This is a genomic window from Streptomyces sp. NPDC025721 (assembly GCF_055558595.1).
In genome coordinates, this window is record NZ_JBVHMF010000011.1 from 149,653 (window position 1) to 168,649 (window position 18,997).

At 69.8% G+C, this 18,997-nt stretch carries 16 protein-coding genes and 1 pseudogene; 11 read left to right on the forward strand and 6 right to left on the reverse strand.

The features are described 5' to 3' along the window. Positions 1-105: 105 nt before the first annotated feature. The 10 genes from ACZ4EF_RS18040 (at position 106) to ACZ4EF_RS18085 (ending at position 10,553) form a co-directional block, all read left to right on the forward strand. A complete protein-coding gene (locus ACZ4EF_RS18040) occupies positions 106-792 on the forward strand; it encodes an HAD family hydrolase (RefSeq protein ID WP_467505387.1) in 687 nt (228 codons plus the stop codon). Then, positions 789-2,480 carry a hypothetical protein gene (locus tag ACZ4EF_RS18045; protein ID WP_467505268.1) on the forward strand — a complete coding sequence of 564 codons (1,692 nt, stop codon included), beginning with the start codon at positions 789-791 and terminating at the stop codon, positions 2,478-2,480. Before ACZ4EF_RS18040 ends, ACZ4EF_RS18045 begins: the two co-directional genes overlap by 4 nt. Continuing rightward, the gene (locus tag ACZ4EF_RS18050) at positions 2,477-3,427 is read left to right on the forward strand and encodes a thymidylate synthase (RefSeq protein ID WP_467505270.1); all 951 of its coding nucleotides are present in this window, start codon (positions 2,477-2,479) and stop codon (positions 3,425-3,427) included. The genes ACZ4EF_RS18045 and ACZ4EF_RS18050 overlap by 4 nt, the downstream gene beginning before the upstream one ends. Then, positions 3,424-5,148 (forward strand): carbamoyltransferase family protein, encoded by a 1,725-nt coding sequence (locus ACZ4EF_RS18055; RefSeq protein WP_467505272.1) that lies wholly within the window; start codon positions 3,424-3,426, stop codon positions 5,146-5,148. The genes ACZ4EF_RS18050 and ACZ4EF_RS18055 overlap by 4 nt, the downstream gene beginning before the upstream one ends. Continuing rightward, complete coding sequence (locus ACZ4EF_RS18060) at positions 5,145-6,194, forward strand: glycosyltransferase family protein (protein WP_467505274.1); 1,050 nt, start codon at positions 5,145-5,147, stop codon at positions 6,192-6,194. Before ACZ4EF_RS18055 ends, ACZ4EF_RS18060 begins: the two co-directional genes overlap by 4 nt. Positions 6,195-6,239: 45 nt before the next feature. Then, on the forward strand, positions 6,240-6,755 hold the full coding sequence (locus ACZ4EF_RS18065; RefSeq protein ID WP_467505276.1) for a P-loop NTPase family protein: 516 nt from the start codon (positions 6,240-6,242) through the stop codon (positions 6,753-6,755). Between the two features lie 43 nt (positions 6,756-6,798). Beyond that, the gene (locus ACZ4EF_RS18070) at positions 6,799-7,644 is read left to right on the forward strand and encodes a class I SAM-dependent methyltransferase (RefSeq protein WP_467505278.1); all 846 of its coding nucleotides are present in this window, start codon (positions 6,799-6,801) and stop codon (positions 7,642-7,644) included. After that, complete coding sequence (locus tag ACZ4EF_RS18075) at positions 7,641-8,417, forward strand: phosphotransferase (RefSeq protein WP_467505280.1); 777 nt, start codon at positions 7,641-7,643, stop codon at positions 8,415-8,417. Before ACZ4EF_RS18070 ends, ACZ4EF_RS18075 begins: the two co-directional genes overlap by 4 nt. A gap of 147 nt (positions 8,418-8,564) precedes the next feature. Further along, positions 8,565-9,563 carry an NAD-dependent epimerase/dehydratase family protein gene (locus tag ACZ4EF_RS18080; RefSeq protein ID WP_467505282.1) on the forward strand — a complete coding sequence of 333 codons (999 nt, stop codon included), beginning with the start codon at positions 8,565-8,567 and terminating at the stop codon, positions 9,561-9,563. Between the two features lie 150 nt (positions 9,564-9,713). Then, positions 9,714-10,553, forward strand: a complete 840-nt coding sequence (locus tag ACZ4EF_RS18085; protein WP_467505284.1) for a 3-deoxy-manno-octulosonate cytidylyltransferase — start codon at positions 9,714-9,716, stop codon at positions 10,551-10,553. Here the strand turns inward: ACZ4EF_RS18085 and ACZ4EF_RS18090 are convergent. The 6 genes from ACZ4EF_RS18090 to ACZ4EF_RS18115 all read right to left on the reverse strand — a co-directional run bounded on the left by ACZ4EF_RS18090 (position 10,499) and on the right by ACZ4EF_RS18115 (position 18,258). Continuing rightward, the gene (locus ACZ4EF_RS18090) at positions 10,499-12,721 is read right to left on the reverse strand and encodes a mobilization protein (protein WP_467505286.1); all 2,223 of its coding nucleotides are present in this window, start codon (positions 12,719-12,721) and stop codon (positions 10,499-10,501) included. The two genes, ACZ4EF_RS18085 and ACZ4EF_RS18090, sit on opposite strands and share 55 nt — an antisense overlap. Beyond that, on the reverse strand, positions 12,721-13,422 hold the full coding sequence (locus tag ACZ4EF_RS18095) for a MobC domain-containing protein (RefSeq protein WP_467505288.1): 702 nt from the start codon (positions 13,420-13,422) through the stop codon (positions 12,721-12,723). Before ACZ4EF_RS18095 ends, ACZ4EF_RS18090 begins: the two co-directional genes overlap by 1 nt. 257 nt (positions 13,423-13,679) lie before the next feature. Beyond that, positions 13,680-14,615: a DUF2637 domain-containing protein gene (locus ACZ4EF_RS18100; protein WP_467505290.1), complete on the reverse strand. Its 936-nt coding sequence runs from the start codon at positions 14,613-14,615 to the stop codon at positions 13,680-13,682. Between the two features lie 207 nt (positions 14,616-14,822). After that, complete coding sequence (locus tag ACZ4EF_RS18105; protein ID WP_467505292.1) at positions 14,823-15,764, reverse strand: hypothetical protein; 942 nt, start codon at positions 15,762-15,764, stop codon at positions 14,823-14,825. A gap of 460 nt (positions 15,765-16,224) precedes the next feature. Beyond that, positions 16,225-16,413, reverse strand: a complete 189-nt coding sequence (locus ACZ4EF_RS18110; RefSeq protein ID WP_467505294.1) for a hypothetical protein — start codon at positions 16,411-16,413, stop codon at positions 16,225-16,227. Positions 16,414-16,824: 411 nt separating this feature from the next. Next, positions 16,825-18,258, reverse strand: a complete 1,434-nt coding sequence (locus ACZ4EF_RS18115) for a recombinase family protein (RefSeq protein ID WP_467505296.1) — start codon at positions 18,256-18,258, stop codon at positions 16,825-16,827. A gap of 28 nt (positions 18,259-18,286) precedes the next feature. Here ACZ4EF_RS18115 and ACZ4EF_RS18120 point away from each other — a divergent pair. Further along, positions 18,287-18,967: pseudogene (locus tag ACZ4EF_RS18120) on the forward strand (LLM class flavin-dependent oxidoreductase); the annotation flags it as partial. Between the last annotated feature and the right edge of the window lie 30 nt (positions 18,968-18,997).

Here is an 18,997-nt window from a genome sequence, read left to right on the forward strand (position 1 = left end):
CCGTCGTCGTGGCCTGAAGGTGCGCCAGCCGAATGGATGGCCACGCGCCACGCCGCAGACAGACCGTGTCCGCCCCGACCAGCACTCAGAAGGAGAACCGTGGTGATGACGCATGCCCCTGGGCCGGACCGGGGCGCTCCAGCGCCCTTACCCCTGCCCGTCTCTAAGCTCATTCTCTTCGACCTCGACGGAGTTCTCGTCGACACCCTTCCGGTGATGCGTTCCGCGTGGCAGGCGGTGTGTGCGCAGCATGGGATCGACATCCCGTTCCGCTCGTACGCAAAGCACTTGGGCCGCCCCTTCTCCGACATCATGGCGACGCTCGGCGTTCGACAGATCGAGGAAGTGGCGAGCACCTACGATGCCGTCTCGACGCGCGACGCCCACCTGGCACGGCCGTTCCCCGGCATCGAAGCCGCGCTGCACACCATCACGGCCGGTGGTCAACGAATCGGAGTGGTGACCTCGAAGCCCCTGGCGCGAGCCGTCCCCCTGCTGGAACGCCTCCGCTGTCCGTTCTCGGTCGTCCGCGCACCGGGACGAGAGCGGGGCAAGCCCGCCCCCGACACCCTGCTGGTAGCCCTCGTCGAGACAGGGACCGATCCGGCGGACGCGACCTACGTGGGTGATATGGCCGTGGACCAGGAGGCGGCCCGGCGCGGCGGCCTCCGCTACGTGCACGCGGGCTGGGGATACGGCGAGCCGACGGCGCCGGAGCCCCTTACGGCCCACGAGCCCGCCCAACTGTTCGGGCTGCTGCGCGATTCGCTCGCCCCTGAGGAAGCAGCGTGAGCATCACAGAGCAGGTAGACGCGCTGATGCTCGCCATGGAAGAGGAGTACGGCGACGTGGTCAGGACGCCCGGCGGCGTCAGTTGGCTGCACACCCATCACGTCCCGGTCCGTCGGCTGGTGACACGCGTGGTCAAGCGGCTGACGACCGAGGCCCTGGGCGACGACGGGACAGGCCACGAGCTGGTGGTCGCCCGTCACGACCCCGCGCTCGGCTATGTGACCTACCACGTCTCCGACGCGGGCGTGGCCTACCTCCTCGACCGCTCAGCGACAGCAGCGCCCGATGCGACAGAGGAATACCTGCCCGTTCGGACGCTGGCTGAGCAGCAGCATCCGCCGATCGCCCAGACGCCTGTGTGCGCGGTGTCCTGGTCGTCCCGCCATGTCGAGACGATGCTGCCCGTGTTGTCCGACCTCGCCCGTCGAGGTACCGCAAGCACCGTGCTGGATCTCGCCACGGACGCGAGTCACGCCGTTCCCAACCTGCGGCACTCGATGATCTCTGTTCTGCGGATGCCCCAGGAGTTGCTGGCCGCCAACGGCGGACCGCCCGCCCACGTCCTTCGTGAGGTGCGCAGCGAACGCACCACACGAGTCGGGCAACACGCGTTCTCCGTACGGAAACTGGCCGAACTCGCCATGCGCGTGCTGCTGCGCAGCGCGGACGCCACTCAGCCGTCCTGGGCGGCGGCGGTCAGGATCGAGAACTGGTTCGACTCCGTACTTTCGCGGCTGCGTCCTTCGGTCCTCTTGTGCAGCAACGACACGAGCCCGGCCGGTGCCCTCGCGGTTCGAGCGGCTGAGCGTGCGGGCGCCGACACGGTCTACGTCCAGCACGGGGCGTGGGTGGAGGGGCAGGTCGCCTGGCGGGCGCAGCACTGCCGGCACATCGCCGTCATGGGAACCCGCGACGTGATCACCGCGCGGTTGTGGACCCGACGAGCCGACGCCCAGGTCTACGTGGTCGGGCAGCCGCGTTTCGACGTCCTGGCCGACGTGGACCGGGTGGCCCACCGCCGCTACCTGGAGGAGGTCCTGTTGGACCAGGCGCGGGAGGTGCCACCGAAGATCTTGCTGTGGGCCTGCCAGCCATTCCGTGAGCAGAGGCTGCGCAGTCAGTTCGAGGTCATTACGGAGGGGCTGCGGCAAGCGGGGAGCGGATGGGGACTGGTGATCGCCCCGCACCCTGCCCAAGGCGCCGGTGCCTTCGGCCCACTGCTGGAAGCCGCCAACGGCACCGTGGCCCTGGCAGATCCGGCCGTCGGGGCTCGCGGCTGCCTGGCCGGTGCGGACGCCTTGATCTCCGCCTCCTCCACCTGCGGCATCGAGGCCGTCCTGCTGGACGTACCCGTACTGGAACTCATGCTGCCGGCGACGCGCACTCTCGGCCTCGCCGACCAGCGAGCCGCACTGCGGTGCTCCTCCGGTCGGGACATCGGCACGGCGCTGAGGTCCATCACCGAGTCGGGGTCGGCCCGGGTACTGGCGACCGCCAAACGCGCGATCTGCCATGAGGTCGGGGGCAGCGCCGCAGCCGTGGCGGACATCGTCGCCCAGGCGCTCCGCGAATTCACCGACGAAGAACAGCCTTTTCCCCACCCGATCACCCAGGCCGAGATGACCACTCCCGACGGGCCTGGCCAACCGACTCGGTCCGACACGGCACAAGGAGGTACAACCCGATGATCACGTTCGTAGCGGACAGCGTCGCCGAACTCTTCGCCGGCGCCCTCGGCGCCGCTCGCAAAGGCCAGCGCGTCAGCCCGAGGGGAATGGCGACGCGCGAAGTGCTCGACGTCGGCATACGGCTGACGAACCCGCGTGCGCGCCTCCTGCTCGCGTCTCCGACCCGCGTCCCGAATCCGGCCTTTGCCGTGGCCGAGACGGTGTGGATCCTGTCGGGCTCGGACGCACCGTGGATCTTCGACTTCAACGACCAGCTCGCCCAGTACGCCGACGACGGGATCCTGCGCGGCGCGTACGGGCCGCGGCTGCGTCGCTGGGGCGGTTCCGTCGACCAGTTGCGGCGCGTCGTCGAGATTCTCAAAGCGGACCCGGACTCCCGGCGAGCGCTGATCCAGCTCTACGACCCGGCCCGGGACGCGGCAGGCCACCGGGATGTGCCCTGCACCCTCGGTTTCCAGTTCCATCTGCGCCACGGCCGCTTGGACATGGCCACGTCCATGCGTGGCCAGGACGTCTGGATCGGCCTGCCGTACGACCTGTTCTTCTACACCACACTCCACGAACTCGTCGCGGGATGGCTCGGAGTGGAGACCGGTGACTACCGGCATCACGTCGGTTCGCTGCACGTCTACGAGCGCGACATGGAGCGTGCTGCGGCCATCACGTCCGTGACATCCCTGCCGGAGATGCCCGAACTCAGCATTGGCTGGGACGGGTTCGACGACCAGCTCGCCCGGGTCCGGGCCGGAGAAGCGACGGGCCACGCCGGATGGGACGCGATGGCCGCCACCATGCACAGCTATCGCCTGTGGAAGCAGGGGCACCGGGATGATGCGCGGCGTCATGCCGAGAAAATCGACGGGCCGCTCCACGCGTCCTTGGCGGCGTGGTACGCCAAGCTGGCTCCCGGTCCCGTCCGCCACGGGAACGAGGTGACGCGGCCGTGAGGCGATCACCGTCCGTGGTGCTGGGTATTTGCGCCTTCACCCACGACTCCGCCGCCGCGCTGTTGGTCGACGGCCGGCTCGTCGGCTTCGTGGAGGAGGAGCGCCTTTCCGGTGTCAAGCACACGAAGGAGTACCCCTCGCTCGCCGTCGACTGGCTGACGGCTGAGGCCAGCCTCGCTCCCGAGGACATCGACGTCGTGGCGTACAACTTCCAAGGCCCGCGCTACTTCGCCGCCGTCGCGGAAGCGCCCCGGTGGGCGCTGTCCTCGGCAACCCGGGCGCAGGCCCTCCCGCGCGCCGCCGGATTCGCCAAGGTCGGCGTACGGACGATGCGGCGCCTGCGGTCACTCGGCCACCGGTTCCCCCAGGCACGCGTCCACCCGGTACTCCACCACCGGGCCCACCAGCTCACGGCCTTCGCGGCGTCGGGCTGGGACGAGGCGGCCGTCCTGGTCGTCGACAGTCTCGGCGAGACGCAGACCACCACGATCGGCCGGGGCCGGTTGCACGCGGCCGGCCGGCCCGGCGTCGAAGTCCTCCAGGCGCTGCGCGACCCCGCCTCGCTCGGCTACGCGTACGGCGCGGTCACCGAACACCTGGGGTGGCGGCGCGGCGACGAGGAGGGCACGGTCATGGCCCTCGCTGCCCTTGGTGACCCGGCTCGTTTCCGCGACCTGTTCGAGCAGGCGATCCGCACCAGCGGCACCGGGTTCACCCTCGACCCCTCGATCTTCCCGTTGCGCGTACTCAGCTCGGGCCACGCGCGGACCTCGTCACGGTTCGCCGACTTGACGTGCCGACCGCGTGCGGCCGGCGGACCGGTCGAAGCCGTCCATCAGGACCTCGCTGCCGCCCTCCAGGAGCGCACTGATGAGGTCATGCTGCAGTTGGCCCGTCGTGCCCGAGCGCTGACGGGTTCGCGCCGGCTGTGCCTCGGCGGCGGCGTGGCCACGAATTGCGTCAGCGTCGGTCGGATCGTCGATGCCGGATTCTTCGAGGAGGTCTTCGTGCCGCCGGCCCCTGGCGATGCCGGTACGGCCCTGGGCGCCGCGATAGCCGGTCACGTGGACCGCAAGGGCACCGGTCCGCTCACCGGGATCGCCGGAGAGTGCTACCTCGGCCCGACGTTCTCGTACACCACGCTCGACCTCGGCCGGTGGCCGGCGCTGCACGAGCGCCGTATTCCCGGGGACCCCGGCGAGTTCCTGGCGGACCGACTCGCCGCAGGCGCCATCGTCGGCCTGTTCCAGGGCCGTGTTGAGGCCGGTCCACGTGCCTTGGGCAACCGCTCCATCCTCGCCTCACCACTCCAGGCGGGCGTGGTGGAGCGGCTGAACGCCACCGTGAAGTTCCGCGAGCCCTTCCGGCCCTTCGCGCCGATGGTCACCGAGGAGCGGGCCGACGAATTCTTCACCCTCGGTCAGCGGGCCCCCTTCATGTCGATGGCCTCCGGCGTCACCGAGGCGGCCCGAGAACGCATACCGGCGGTCGTGCACGCCAACGGCACAGCTCGGCTCCAGACGGTCAGCTCCGCGCAAAACCCCTTCATACACAGGGTGTTGGAGGCGTTCGGCCTACGGACGGGAGTCCCGGTGCTGATCAACACATCGCTGAACGTGAAGGGCCGGCCCATCTGCGGCACCCCTGACATGGCGCTCGGCTGCCTCGCCGGATCGGGTCTGGACGCCCTGCTGCTCGATGGGAGGTGGATAACCAAGTGAAGATCGGATACAGCTTCTGGGGCTTCCTCGGACCGGGGATCACCGACACCCCCGACGGCGGTCGCAGTCACCGCCGCCCCCTGATCGATGCCCTTCTCGCCCGGGACCACGAGGTCGTCTTCCTCCAGACCGACCGCGACCGTACCGAAGCCGGTGACGACCTCGGCGGCGCGTACTCTTTCGATGCCGTCGGCTTCCCGGACATCGACGTGCTCTTCCTCGAATGGCGTTGGCCTATCAAGGGCCGCAACACCACTCCTTGCGGCACCTCCGACCACACCTGCGACCTCCACCGCCAGGCCGATCTGCTCCGGCGGTACGCCCGACCGGGCGGCGCTCCGACCGTCATCTGGGACAAGGACCGCCAGCTGGGCGAGGACGACCCCTGGCGCCGCACCCCTGGTGTACAGGTGTGCGAGGCCGCACTCGTCCCCAGTCCCGGTTCCCGCCGACTGCTCTTCCCCGTGGACGACGTGCTCCTCGACGCGGCCGATCCCGTTGCGCTGGCGGCGCGTCCACGCCCGATCAGCCTCGGCTACGTGGGGAACCAGTACGACAGGGACGGCGCCTTCGACACGTTCTTCGCACCGGCGGCCCTGCACGTTCCCCACCAGGTCGCAGGCAAATGGCCGCGCACATCGGCATGGCCCCACGTCTCCTTCCTCGGGCGCGTCCCCTTCGCCGAAGTGGACCGTCTCTACGGGCGGTCGCTGGCAACGCTTCTTCTGCTGCCCGAGCGCTACGCCGCAGCCGGACAGATGACACAGCGGATCTTCGAGGCGGTGCTGGCCGGCTGCTTGCCACTCGCCCCGTCGAGCATCCGCAGCGTCGAAACGTTCGTTCCCCCGTCCCTGATCGTGCACGACGGCGACGACGTGACGCGTCGGATCAACGAGCTGCGCGCGAGCACTGGTGGCGCGGCGCACGTCGACCTCATCGCCGCATGCGTCGAACGGCTTGAGATCTTCCGGCTCAGTCACCAGGTCGCGGCACTGGAGGCGGTCCTGGCTGCGGCCTTGGACCGCGCGGAAGGGGCAACGCGGTGAGACTTGTCCTGCTCGGCTCGTCCAACCCCTCTACCGTGGAGCACCATGCAGAAGGTCGCCATCGTCGGCTGCGGAGGCAGCGGCAAATCCCACCTGGCCCGTCATCTCGGAGCGGCGCTGCGGGCCCCGGTGACGCACCTGGACGCGGTCTACTTCGACGACGAGTGGAACGCGCTCCCGGCGGAGAAGTTCGCCGCCGCCCAGCACACCCTCGTGGCCGAGTCGCGTTGGGTGATCGACGGCAACTACAACTCCACGCTGTCGATCCGGCTCGAAGCCTGCGACACCGTCGTGCTCATGGACGTGTCCACCCTCGCCGCTCTGTGGGGCATCGTCTCGCGGCAACTCCGACATGGAGCGGGTCACAAGGGAAACGGCGTCCACAACCGGGTCACGTGGGGCGTGATCAAGTACGTCGCTACCTACCGGCGCAAGATGAGGCCGCGCGTGCTGGCGAAGATCGAGGAGTTCGCTGTCGGCCACGCCGACGTAGTGCTGCTCACCGGTCGTCGACACGCAGGCCGATGGCTAAGCGAAGTCTCGGCCGACCACATGCGCTGACAATTCCCCGTACCGCCACCTACCGATCTGGGAGGTCAAGGCGGTGAACGGCTCCGACAACCCCTTCCTGGCTCCGTCCCTGGAGTCGCTGTACGGCGGCGCCGACCGCCTTGCCGCGCGTACGTCGGCGTTGGGCCTCGCGAAGGTCTCGGGTCGCTCCGTACCCGTCACCATCGCGCAGTTGGCCGTCGAGCACTCGTCGGCGGACACTCCCGTGCGCGTGGTGGCGGACATCGGCTGCGGTCGGGGAACGAGCAGCCAAGTCCTCGTCGAGCGGCTCTGCCCGAGTCGGCTGACCGCCGTCGACGCCTCACGCGCGATGGTCGCCACGGCGCGCGAACGGGTCGGCACGACCTCTGGCTCGAAGACCGACTTCGTACAGGCCGACTTCCATCACCTCCCGCTGAAGGCGGGCACGTACGACCTGGTCAGCGCTGCCTTCTGTCTCTACCATTCGTCCCGCCCTCCGCAGGTGCTCGCCGAGTTCGCACGTGTCCTCGGTCGCCGAGGGGTCGTGATCCTGGTGACGAAGAGCGCGGACAGTTACCGCGAACTGGACTCGCTCGTGGTCTCCGCCGGACTTGATCCGGACGCGCTTCACCGCGAGAGCCTCTACGCCGCGGCGCACAGCGGCAACATCGCTTCGCTGGCGGCCGACGCCTTCGATGTCTTGCACGTCGAGCACGAGGAGCACTGTTTCCGGTTCACGGACCTAGCCCACGTGGCCGCCTACCTTGCGACCAGTCCCAAGTACCACCTGCCGCCGGGCCTGAGCAGTGATGTGGAGGCCATCTCTGAGGCCCTCCGGCTCAGGCTTCCCGACGTCCCTGTGGCCGCCAGCTCGGTCGTCACCTACGTCGTCGCCCGTCCACCGAGAGTTCGCCGATGACAAGCCGATACACCAAGCGCTACACCAGTGCGGAGCGCTGCCAGACCGCCGTGCGCAACTACACCTGGCTTGCGCAGCATGCGGCTCCTCTGCTGCTGCCGGCTCTTCGTGCGGTCGGTCCCACCAGCCTTGTCTTCGAATTCATCGAGGGTCGGCACGCCGAGCCCGCGGACCTGCCCCGAATCGCAGCTCACATGGGAGACGTGCACGGAGCCGTCTGGGTGGACGACCTGCACCGCGCTCGGCTCGACGCTCCGCACACGCCCGGCCAGGGCGTGGCGCTGGCGGACTACCCAACGTCGCGCAGGCGGGCCTTGGCCGCACGCCACTCGGCCGGGTTCCTTCCGAGCGAGGCCGACCTCGACGCCGCCCAGGACCTCCTGACTTCCTCGCTCACCGGCCCCGCAGCCTTCTACAAGGACGCGAACCCCCGCAACTTCCTCATCACGGCGGACGCCATCGTCACGATCGACGTCGACGACCTCACCCTCGCACCCTTCGGCTACGACCTCGCCAAGCTGATCGTCACGCTCACCATGACGCACGGCCCACTCCCCACGACCGCTGTCCGCGAAGCCCTCGACCAGTACAACCGCGCCGCTTCCTCCCACCACGAAAGTCTCGGCCAGACGGACATGGAGCGGCTCGCCGTCTGCATGCGCCTGCACGGCATTCTCACCGCGCCGTACCTCGGCAGAGGCGGCTACCGGCACGGGATCCCGAGCTTCGGTGCTTCCCCTTCCCGTCACACGAAGCGCGAGGGCACCGAATGATCACCTCGGAGGTCGTCCTCCTACGACACGGCCAAGCGCAGTGGAACGTCGACGGCATGGTCTGCGGTCCGCGGACGTGCACCGCGCACGGACGCGCGCTTCTGAACCGCCTTGCCTGATTCTTACCTCACTCATCTGGAGGATGAGATGACCGGAACTGCCCGGCCCGGACCGCCGAGACGACACATCCGCCGCGCCGTGGTCACCGGCTCTGCCGGGTTCATCGGCTCCCACCTCGTGCGCGCGTTGTTGGAGCAAGGCACTACCGTCATCGGTGTCGACCGGCGCGACGAGACCAGCGACCAGTCGGCTGCCGCCAACCTGGCCCCGCTGATCGGCCAACCCGGCTTCGTGCCCGTGACCACTGACCTGCTGACCTGTGCCGTCGAACCGGTACTGCTCGATGCCGACGTCGTCTTCCACCTCGCCGGGATGCCGGGCGTCCGGCCGTCCTGGGGACCTCAGTTCAGCACCTACGTGCAGTGCAACATCCTCGCCGCACAACGCGTGATGGATGCCGCCACCCGGCTCGGTGTCCCGCGCGTCGTGGTGGCTTCCTCATCCAGCGTCTACGGCCCCACGGAGGCACAGGCAAGCCTGGAGACCGACCACCCGCACCCGGCGTCGCCGTACGCGGTCACCAAACTGGCCGAGGAGCAGCTCTGCCTCGCGCACGCGGCCCGGCCCGACTGCCACACCACCGTGTTGGCCCTCCGGTACTTCACCGTCTACGGGCCCCGGCAGCGCGCGGACATGTTCATCCACCGGGCGCTGTACGCGGCCTTCTCCGGCACCCCGCTCCGTGTCTACGGCGACGGGAACCAGCGGCGCGACTTCACTTACATCGATGACGCCGTGTCGGCCACGTTGGCCGCGGCAACAGCGTCGGACGACACCGGCGTGGTCAACGTCGGCGGTGGGACGAACGCCTCCCTCGCCGAGGTGATCCAGCTCGCCGAGCAGCTGACCGGCCGCACCGTCTCGGTCGAGTACTTCACCACCCGCAACGGAGACGTCCCCGTGACACGGGCCGACAGCTCGCGGGCACTCACCTACCTCGGGTGGAAGCCGACGGTCGACCTCGCAGCCGGTATGGGTGCGCAACTGCAGCACATTGCCCGTCGTATCGCCCGCCAAGCCGCCTGACGGAAAGCCCGGCGCCTCTTGACGGCGATCACCGACAGGGCCGCTTGGACAGTCGCTTCCGCCGGATCAACGACCGTCCCCGCTCAAGCGCCGGCGACGCCACTGGTCGTCGCACCCTCCTCCAGCCACCTCAGCAATAGGAGCCGCGCCATGCCCCCCGCACTACGCCAGCCGTCTCGGCCACGCCACATCGCGGTGGTTCCCTGTCGCTGGGGCGCCTCCAGGTTTCCCGGGAAACCTCTCGCACTCTTGGGCGGGTACCCGCTGCTGTGGCACGTCCACCAACGCTGCCTCGAAGCCCGCACCATCACCGAGGCCGTGGTGGCGACGGACGACGACCGCATCCGTGCGGCTTGTGACGATCTCGGCATTCGCTGCCTGATGACCGGCGAACACGCCACCGGGACTGACCGGGTAGCCGAATGCGTCCAGCATCTGGAGGCCGACGCCTTCATCAACGTCCAGGGCGACGAGCCCTTCATCAGCCCTGATGCCATCGACGCGGTGTCGCTGGCTCTGGCCGAATCGCCATCGGACTTGTTCGTCGTCAACGCCTGCGCGGAACTTCACGCGCCGGCAGCCGTGATCGACCGCAACGTCGTCAAGGCGGTCACGACCACGTCGGGCAATGCCCTGATGTTCTCCCGGCAGCCGCTCCCGTATCCCCGCGACGCCTACCCGACGTACCTTCGGCAACTCGGCCTGTACGGCTTCACCCCGGAGGCCCTGCGAACGTTTCGCTCCCTACCGCAGGGGCCGCTGGAAAGAGCCGAGGGCGTGGAGATGTTGCGCTTCATCGAGCACGGCTACGAAGTCCGAACGGTGCTCGTCGCCGATGAAGGCATAGCCGTGGACACGCCAGAGGATTTACGTCGGGCCAGCCAGGTGGAACAGGCACGGCAATCAGCCGCACCCCTTCCAACGGCCCTTCCGCCTTATCCGGCGGATTCGGGCGCGGACAGCTCCTGCCACTCCCCGTGGTCTTCGTAGGAGTCGAGCAGCTTGGCCTGGACTGGGACCGGGTAGTTCTCAAAGACGGCGATGTTCTGGAGGAAGTCGTCGCTGAGCGGGTCGACGGGCTTCTCGTACTCCGCCCCCCACTGAGCTGCGAAGACCGCTGCCCGCGCCTGGATCAGGGGGGCGAAGGAGCGGTCCAGCTTCAGGTCGTCGCAGGTCGATACGGCGAGGGCGTCGAGAGCCTCCAGGAAGGTCACCTCGTCTTGTACCGCCCAATAGATCTGGGCGACGAGCTCGTCCGTAGCGGCGCATATCCGGGCGCGCGTCTCGGGGTCGGTGAGCCAGATGGGTGCGCGGGCGTGGACCGCGGAGTTCACGTTGGTCACGGGCCGGGCGTCGTCGATGTTACTCATGCAGATCGTTCCTTTGCTGGGTGCGGTGGACGGCGTTGAGGTCAGCGGTGGTGGGGTCCTCCTCGGGGTTGTGACGAAGTGGTGGCGGGCGGTGGGGTGTGCTCCTGCGTTGGGGGGTTGGCGTGGTGGGCTGTTGTGCGCATGCGGGCTGCTGCCGCGCGGGGGTTGGGGATGGGTTGGTGGCCGAGGCGTTGGATGCGTAGGGCGAGGACGGTGGCGGGGCTGCGGGCGGTGTCGAGTTCGCGTTGGCGGGCTGCCTGGCGCAGGAGTTGGCGGGGGTCGTGTCCGCGTTGGGCGGCTTCGGTCAGGGCTCCGGCCAGGGCGGCCCACTGCGGATCGGCGGCGATGCGCGTGGCGTGCTCGGGTACGGCGGCGGCCAGGTCGCGGGCGAAGCCGTGTTCGGTGCCGGGTGGGGGGTGCGTGCTGGGTCAGGGCGGCGAGGGGGCGTTGTGCGGCGTGGGCGGCCGCCTGCTGGAGGTCGGTGACGGTCTGGCGGGCGGCGTCGGCTTGCTGTTGGTGGTGGCGTCGGGTGTGCCATTGCTGGATGAGCTGGACGGCGAAGATCGTTGCGGCCAGCGCGACGGCGATGGCGCCCTCGCCCGGGATGGTGCCGCTGGTGGCGAGGTAGACGAGGTCGCGGGTGGACTTGCGGAACTCGCGGGTGGCCTGGTGCTCCGCTTTGGCCTGGGAGACGGTGGCCCGCGCGAGAGCCCGTTCCGCCTCTCGGAGTTGCTGCCGTAGCTCGGGAGGGACCTTCCGGACGAGGACGGTAAGGCTTTCGTGGAAGGCGACGATGTGCGCCTGGGCGGAGCCGTCGTCTCCGGCGTCGTCGGCGAGGGCGGGGATGAGGTGGGTGTCGATGGCGTCGGCGTAGGCGAACAGCGGGTGTTCGGGGCGGGTGCGTCGTGCGGTCGGATGCTCTTCCGGGGCCGGGTTCGCGGCCAGGCGTTCGCTCACCTGGGGCCAGGACAGGTCCTTGGCCAGGTCGGAGGCGGCGAACCAGACGGGCTTGCCGTCCCTGTTGACGTCGCCGGGTCGGTTGACCTTGTAGCCGGCGATGTCTCCTGACTCGGTGAACCGGCGGATGTGGACGTTCACCCCGAGGCCGGTCTCCAGCAGGTCGAAGAACCCCTCGGGCGTGGTGGCATGGGCGAGAGCGGTGCGGATCTGTTCCCGCAGCCACTCTCGCGACGACTGCTCCCAGCCGTGCCGCTCCGCCTTGTACTTCTCTGCGCTGGAGGGCTGGCGGGAGGCGGTCCTGTCGCCGGACTTCAGGCGCCGCAGGCCGAGTTCGCGTTCCAGCTTGCGGCACTCGTCCTGGGCGCGCTGGGCTGCGCCGTGGTCTCGGGGCGCGCGGCCGTCCTCGCGTACGTAGGTGGCCATGATGTGGATGTGGTCGGCGGCGTGGCGGACCGCGATCCACCGGCAGGCCATCTCGTCGCCGTCAGGGGCGATTCCGGTGGCGTGCACGATCCGCCGTGCGACCTCGCCCCACTCCGCGTCGGACAGTTCGCGGTCGCCTGGCGCGGTACGTACCGGGCAGTGCCATACGTGCCCGCCCTTGCGTGAACGGCCCTCGGTGCGGTGCCGGTTGACCGGTACATCCAGCAGGTCGGCGAGCCGGGTGAGTGTCGCGTGCTCGTCGCGGCCGGGATCGGGCACGCCTCGGTCGAGCCAGGCTCCGACGAGATGCGGGTCGAGGTGCTCGTCCTGCTTGCCGGGACCGTAGAGGTAGCCGAGCAGGCCCCGGCTGTCGGAGCCCAGCTTCCGCTGGATGTCGGGGACCATCAGGCCGCGTCGTTCAGGCGCAGGGTCACCTCGTGGATCTCGGCCAGGATGTCGTCCAGCCGTGCCAGGGTGCCCTCGACCCGTTCCGGCTCCACGAGGACGCCCATGTGACCGTGCCGGACGAGCTGGTTGAGGTTGTTGCCCACCTTGCCGAGCGCGTACAGGGCGCGGCCGAGCTCTTCGCCGAGCGCCTGCAGGGCACGCTCGCGCGGGAGGAGGGCCGCGATGCGATTGGCGGCGACCGCGACCGCTGCGTCCGCGACGAAGCCGGAGAATGACGGCCCGCGTTCGGCGACCGCCTGCTCGACGATCGTTATCTCGGAGGCGGCGAACCGGGTGGAGCGGTGCCGATCACGCGGTTCAGCACCGCGTGGGCGCAGGCGCCTGGGCTTCATCGGACCGCTGTCGGGGTGATCGACGGACAGGCGCGGGCGGTCCAGGGCGGCGACGCCATCGTGGAGGAACACGGCGAGGGCGACGCGGTCGGCATCGGGATCGGCTTGGGCGTTGGGCTCGGGTGTGTTCAGCTGATCGGTGTCGGCGCGCGGCGTGACGAACGGCTGCGCGGACGTGAGCTTGTCCGAGTCGCAGCTGCCTCCGGCCGTGACGTCTAGGTCCGGCGCCCCCGCCGGACCCTCCTCCGCCACCCCCGCGGCGGAGGCACTCGCATCCGTGCCGCCAACGGTGGCACGGATGCCCAAGCTTGCTCCCCCGCAAGGCTGGGGGCTGGCTGCTCCGTTGCAGGTCAGTGTACTTGGCGGAGTGCGCTCCTCGCCTGCGTGATCGTTGGCGTCGTGGTGGCGGGACATGCGGTTCTCCGGGGTTCATCGAGCGTTACGGAGGCGGAGCACAGCGGCCGGGCGGGGGCGCGCGAGCGACGTTGCGGGGATCCCCGGCGCGGGGCGGGCCGTCCGGCCTCCGGCCGGGGGCAGCCGACGTCGGGCCGCCCCCGGCCGGTTCAGTCAGTGCCGGGGTGGGATCGGGCTTCGTCACTGGGCTGGAGCGACTTGAGTGCCTCGGCTACGCGCTCGTTTCCGGCCGAGATTCCTCGGGTTTCGATGGCCTGGCGGGCCATGGCGCGGGTGACCTGGCCGGAATCCGGATAGGTCTGGCTGATGATGTCGGCGAGCTGCTCGATCGACGCCTCCGCCTTGCGCCCGCCACGCCCGGTCCGCGAGGGCTCGCCGGAACTGCCGTTCGCCTGCTGGCCAGGGCTTTCCTCGTCGACCGGGGTGGACGCTTCAGCCTGGCCGGTGATGCCTGCTGCGTTCGGTTCTGTCCCGTGCACGGTTCCGGCCGCCGCGTCGGGCTCGACCGTGGGCCGCCGCGCCGAGTCGTCTGTCGAAGGAGTTGCCCGCTCCTCGGCCGGAATCATGGCCGGGGCCGCCGGAACCATGGTGGGAGTTCCGGCGGCCGTGCGGCGGCTGCTGCTCTGGCGGCCGATGAGGATGTGCATGTGCGTGGCTCCGGCCAGGGCAAGCGGTGCTATTGCCGACAGGACGGCCACGGTGTGATCGCCGAGGGTCAAGGTGCGGACGCCGGGCTGGTTGAGGCGGACGGCGTGCACGGCGTTAGCCCACAGGCTGGCCGCGGTGGCCGCGCCGAACAGGGTCCAGGCGTAGGCGCGGGCAGGCCAGGGCGCGTCGCGCAGGACGAGGAGGGCACGGACGCCGTATGCGATGAACCCGTCGACGACCAGCGGGAACAGGTAGGCCAGGTGCGGACGGATATGGACCGCGACGGCCATCTGCCGCAGGGCGTCGTACGACAGCGCGCCGCCGGCCAGGCCGAGCACGATCAGCGCGAGCGGATCCCACCAGGTCGTACGGCGGGCGGAGGCGGGCTCGACCGCCGGGACCGGGTGGGCAGGAGGCGGTGTTGCGGTGGTGCGCATGAAGGCTCCAGTCAGGGACGGGCTGATCACGGGGTGCCCCGGGGCATGCCGGAGGAAGGCAGGGGGGTGAGGGCGTACCTGGGGGTGTCGCCGCAGGTGAGCGCCGGGCAGTCGGTCGCTACCGGTGCCGAGCGGGGTGTGGACGTGGATACACGGCGGCTCGTCGACCGCTGCGTGCGGCGACGGTGGACGGTGCGCTGGTGGAGATCAGGCTCTGGAGGGAAGGAGCCCAGCCGCGTCGGCCTGAAGGGCGGCACGGACCCTGGCCCTGCCACGGGCAGAGACGCTCGCGCGTGCTCCTGTTTCGTTGGGGTCGTTGGCCAAGCCCGCGCAGGTGCGGCAGATCCCTTCGTGCGGGATCGGGCGGGCGCAGGTGCCGCACTCGGACCACCGGGGCTTGGCGGGGACGGCTGGTTCTGTTGCCGGGGGGAGCTTGCGGGTGAGGCGGTCGCGCAGGATCGCCGGGGCGCTGTGGACGCGGGCGGGCAACCCGCCGAGGAGCGCTTCGGCCAGGTCGCGCTGGCCGTAGCCGCGCTCCAGCCATGGGGTGACCAGCGGTGCCAGGGCCATGGCCTCGACCGTGCCGAGCCGCAGGCGCGGCTCGGGCCGCAACACTCGGAACAGCGTGGAGACCGCTTCGCCGACAGCGGCGTCGGCCGGACCTGTCGTGCCGATCCCGTCGGGCTGGATCATGGGCGGCTTCCCCCGCCCGCCCTCACCCGTTGCGGGACGGTCCTCGGCGGGACGTGACCGTTGCCCGGGGAGGGTGGGTTCTTTCCCACGGTCCTTTACAGGGTGGGCGGCACGCGCGCCGTCGGCCGATCGACCGGAGCCCGGACGTACGGCACTCGGTCCCACCTGCGGGGTGTCGTACACGTGGGCCTCGCTGACGAACGTGCCGTCGCCGCGCCGTACCCGCTCGACCCGGTAGTAACCGGCGGCGGTCAGCTCCCGCAGGGCCTTCGCCACGGTGAGGCGGCCCTGCGGGCTGGTGTCGGCCATCCGCCGACCGTCCTCCGACCAGCCATCGGGCCGGGAGAGGAGGTCGGCCAGCAGGCCGCGGGCGGTGTAGGACAGCCGCCGGTCTTGCAGCAGCGTGTTGGGCAGGACCGTGAAGCCGCGCGCATGGCGGCTACGATGAATTCGCATCAGGAGGTAGGACTCCTTGTGCCGGACCCCGGAGCGTTGGCGCGCTGCCGGGGTCACCCTATTAAGTTCGTCGGTGACAGAACGTACCACGCAAAGCAGGCCAAATCGCCCGGTGCGCGAAAGAAATTGATCACGCATCAGGCAGCAGGAGGTAGCCGGCACCGACGTCCGTTCACGCCGGTCAGCACTGCCGGGGCAGCGGCTCACCGAGGCTCCAACGGCCACACTTCCGGCGCTCTGGCTGACCGGCGGTGCAAGTGGCCGCTGCCGGGCGCACGAGGGCTGCGGAGGCGCGGCTCGCGACAGTCGAGACGTAGGCTGGTACACGGAACTTCCTCACTCGACGCCGTATCGCTGGCAGGCCAACGGCGTCGGGGTAGATCGTTTAGGGCGGTCGTCCGGGAGTCCTTTTGGCCCTTGGCGCTTCAACGCCAGGGGCCTCTCCCTTGTCCGGGCCTGTTCAGGCGGCCTGGACGTAGGTCGAGCGGGAGAGCAGGTCCGCGAGCCGGGCGGCGCTGCGAGGGCTGATCGTCGTGACGAAGCCGGCGCAGACGCGTTCCAGCGCGGCGTCCCGGGCCTCGTCCGTCACCAGGCGGCGACTGGGGGCAGTGGGCTGGGTCGCGGCAGGCCGCAGTTGGGGTTTGGGCATGGGTGTGTCCTCGGTGCGGCACGAGCTGGCAGGCCGTGTGCCGTGGGGATAGAGCGGGCGGGCGGTCGTCATGCGCTCCGGCGAGTGGTGCTCCAACACCACTGGGCCGGGGGCCGTCTGCCGGAGGTCTGGCATCCTCCGAGCGGCGGATGACAACAATGATCCGCAGAAAACGCGTTTTGCCTGACGGCATTTTCCGGGCTATAAGGCGGACCGGAACACCGCAGCTTCGGCTCGCCCTCTCCCTGCCCCCACCAGCTCCCGCATCCATCGCACGCCTCCTCGCTCGCCATCGACACGACTCGTCAGCAGGAGAAACCCGGTCCCCGAGCTCCCGCGCCGGAGCCGACAGTCCCACGCGATCGAGAGCTAGGTCAGGCCGGAAAACCGTGATAGAAGCCGCAGGCCGCGCTACAGCTTGTTCTGCTCGATGCTGATCCGGTCCCAGTCGAAGACACCGCTGGGCTTGGTCGATGCGTCGATGACGATTCCGGCGAAGAGAAAGCGCATCACTGCGTTGCGCCGCTCATCCGTCATGTCTTTGGCCTCCCATGCCTGGACCGCCCCAGGGCCGGTGAGCCCTTCCAGCAGCTTCATCGGCCGGACCACGAGGCGTCGCTGAGCCTTGGCGATGCGATCGGTGATCTCCTTGCGCATGCCGCGATACTCCGCCGTCGTGATCTCCTTCGCGGTCCACATCTGGTTCAGTTCGTCGAGCTGCTGCTGATCGGCCTCGACGGAACGGGAGGCCGCATCGGGCAAAGACGTGGAGGGGAGCTGGCCGGAGACGGTGAGCCTGCGCAGGAGATCGATGGCGGCGTCCGTGACGAAGCCCTCCAGCTTCACTGCGGCGATGCGTCGTACGCACGTCTTGTCGCCGTTCCGGCTGTGGCGAGTGCACAGATACGACGGCGCGGCGCCCACCTTCGTGCCGGACATGAGGGTGCCGCAGCGCCCGCACATCACCACACCACGCAGCAGGTAGAAGCGGCGCAGCTCCAGGTTGGTCTGGTGGATGGCGGACCGGTACTCCCGTCGGGTGCGGGTCTCCTGCCAGATGCCCGGCTCGATGATCGCGGGCCACTTGCCCGGACCGACCTCTTCGCCCTGGTGCATGCGGATGCCGGCGACGTGCCGCGAGTCGAGGAGAGCGCGGACGGTGCCCTGGGACCATTCCTTGCCGTAGACGGTCTTGATGCCGCGCTTGTGGAGGAGGAGCGCGATGGCGCTCGGGCTCCGACCCTTCAGGTAGAGGTCGAAGACCTCGCGGACGATCTCGGCCTCGTCCTCGCGGATGGTCATGCCGTCCGCCTCGTACCCGAGGCGACGCTTGCCGGAGTGCGGGAGGCCCGTCTCGGCCCGCTCCTTGAGGGCGGACTTCAAGCGGCGCGAGGTGTCGTCCGAGGAGCGGCAGGCGTGGGCGACCTCGATGCGCAGGATGAAGCGGTCGTCGGGGTCGGAGAGGTTCCGACGGTTGGCTTCGCCGTGGAGCAGGATCTGGTGGTCGTCCGAGACCTGGAGGAGCTCTTCGAGGTCTCGCGGCTGCCGCATGAGGCGGTCGGGGTGGTAGGCGATGATGTGCCGGAACTCCCGGCGGTGGGCGCTTTCGAGGAGCTGGTCCCAGCCCGGCCGCTTGCGGTTGCGGTGCCAGGCCGAGCGGCTGTTGTCCACGAAGACGTGGCTTGGATCGATGACCAGCCCACGACGCTCGGCGATCTCCCGGCAGATGCGCTCCTGGCGGTCGACGCCGGTCTGGTCGTCGTCGTCCGCCTGGGATATCCGGCAGTACAGAGCCGCTGGTTCACCTGGGGTTATTGTCGTCTCGTGTGCCTCGTGTCGCCGCATGGACCGAGTGTATGAACATGGATTGGGCTCGCCGAATTTCCGGCACCCGGTCACGCTCGCCAAGGACTTGATGACGCTCGACGACGTGAGCGAGGGGCGGGTGACGCTGGGGATCGGCGCCGGGGGGAGCGGGTTCGACGCGACGGCGCTGGGGCAGGAGCCGTGGTCGCCGCGGGAGCGGGCGGATCGGTTCGGGGAGTTCGTACGGCTGCTGGACCGGCTGTTGACGAACGGCCAGGTGTCGTACGAGGGGGAGTTCTACTCGGCGCACGAGGCGCGGACGATTCCGGGGTGTGTGCAGCGGCCGAGGATTCCGTTCGCGGTGGCGGCGACGGGACCGCGGGGGATGCGGCTGGCCGCGCGGTACGGGCAGGCGTGGGTGACGACGGGGGACCCGGCGCTGTACGAGACGGGGACGCCGGAGGAGTCGCTGGCGGCGGTACGCGGGCAGGTGGAACGGCTGGGTGCGGCGTGCGCGCAGGCCGGGCGGGACGTGCTGAAGGTGCCGAAGGTGATGCTGACCGGCTTCACCCCTGACCAGGGGCGCCCGCTGGAGTCGGTGGACGCCTTCGTGGACTTCGCCGGCCGCCACGCGGAGGCCGGGATCGACGAGATGGTCATCCACTGGCCCATCCCCGACAGCGACTTCGACACCGACCCAGCCGCCTTCGAGCGGATCGCCTTGGAGGCCCCCGCCCAACTGGCCTGATCCGCGCGCCGGGTGGTCAGTGCGTCGGGT

Excerpts from the sequence above, each read along its gene's own strand:
- ACZ4EF_RS18040 (WP_467505387.1), top strand. The coding sequence starts at position 106 with ATGACGCATGCCCCTGGGCCGGACCGGGGCGCTCCAGCGCCCTTACCC.
- ACZ4EF_RS18050 (WP_467505270.1), top strand. The coding sequence starts at position 2,477 with ATGATCACGTTCGTAGCGGACAGCGTCGCCGAACTCTTCGCCGGCGCC.
- ACZ4EF_RS18065 (WP_467505276.1), top strand. The coding sequence starts at position 6,240 with ATGCAGAAGGTCGCCATCGTCGGCTGCGGAGGCAGCGGCAAATCCCAC.
- ACZ4EF_RS18075 (WP_467505280.1), top strand. The coding sequence starts at position 7,641 with ATGACAAGCCGATACACCAAGCGCTACACCAGTGCGGAGCGCTGCCAG.
- ACZ4EF_RS18080 (WP_467505282.1), top strand. The coding sequence starts at position 8,565 with ATGACCGGAACTGCCCGGCCCGGACCGCCGAGACGACACATCCGCCGC.
- ACZ4EF_RS18085 (WP_467505284.1), top strand. The coding sequence starts at position 9,714 with ATGCCCCCCGCACTACGCCAGCCGTCTCGGCCACGCCACATCGCGGTG.
- ACZ4EF_RS18090 (WP_467505286.1), bottom strand. The coding sequence starts at position 12,721 with ATGGTCCCCGACATCCAGCGGAAGCTGGGCTCCGACAGCCGGGGCCTG.
- ACZ4EF_RS18100 (WP_467505290.1), bottom strand. The coding sequence starts at position 14,615 with ATGCGCACCACCGCAACACCGCCTCCTGCCCACCCGGTCCCGGCGGTC.
- ACZ4EF_RS18105 (WP_467505292.1), bottom strand. The coding sequence starts at position 15,764 with ATGCGAATTCATCGTAGCCGCCATGCGCGCGGCTTCACGGTCCTGCCC.
- ACZ4EF_RS18110 (WP_467505294.1), bottom strand. The coding sequence starts at position 16,413 with ATGCCCAAACCCCAACTGCGGCCTGCCGCGACCCAGCCCACTGCCCCC.
- ACZ4EF_RS18115 (WP_467505296.1), bottom strand. The coding sequence starts at position 18,258 with ATGCGGCGACACGAGGCACACGAGACGACAATAACCCCAGGTGAACCA.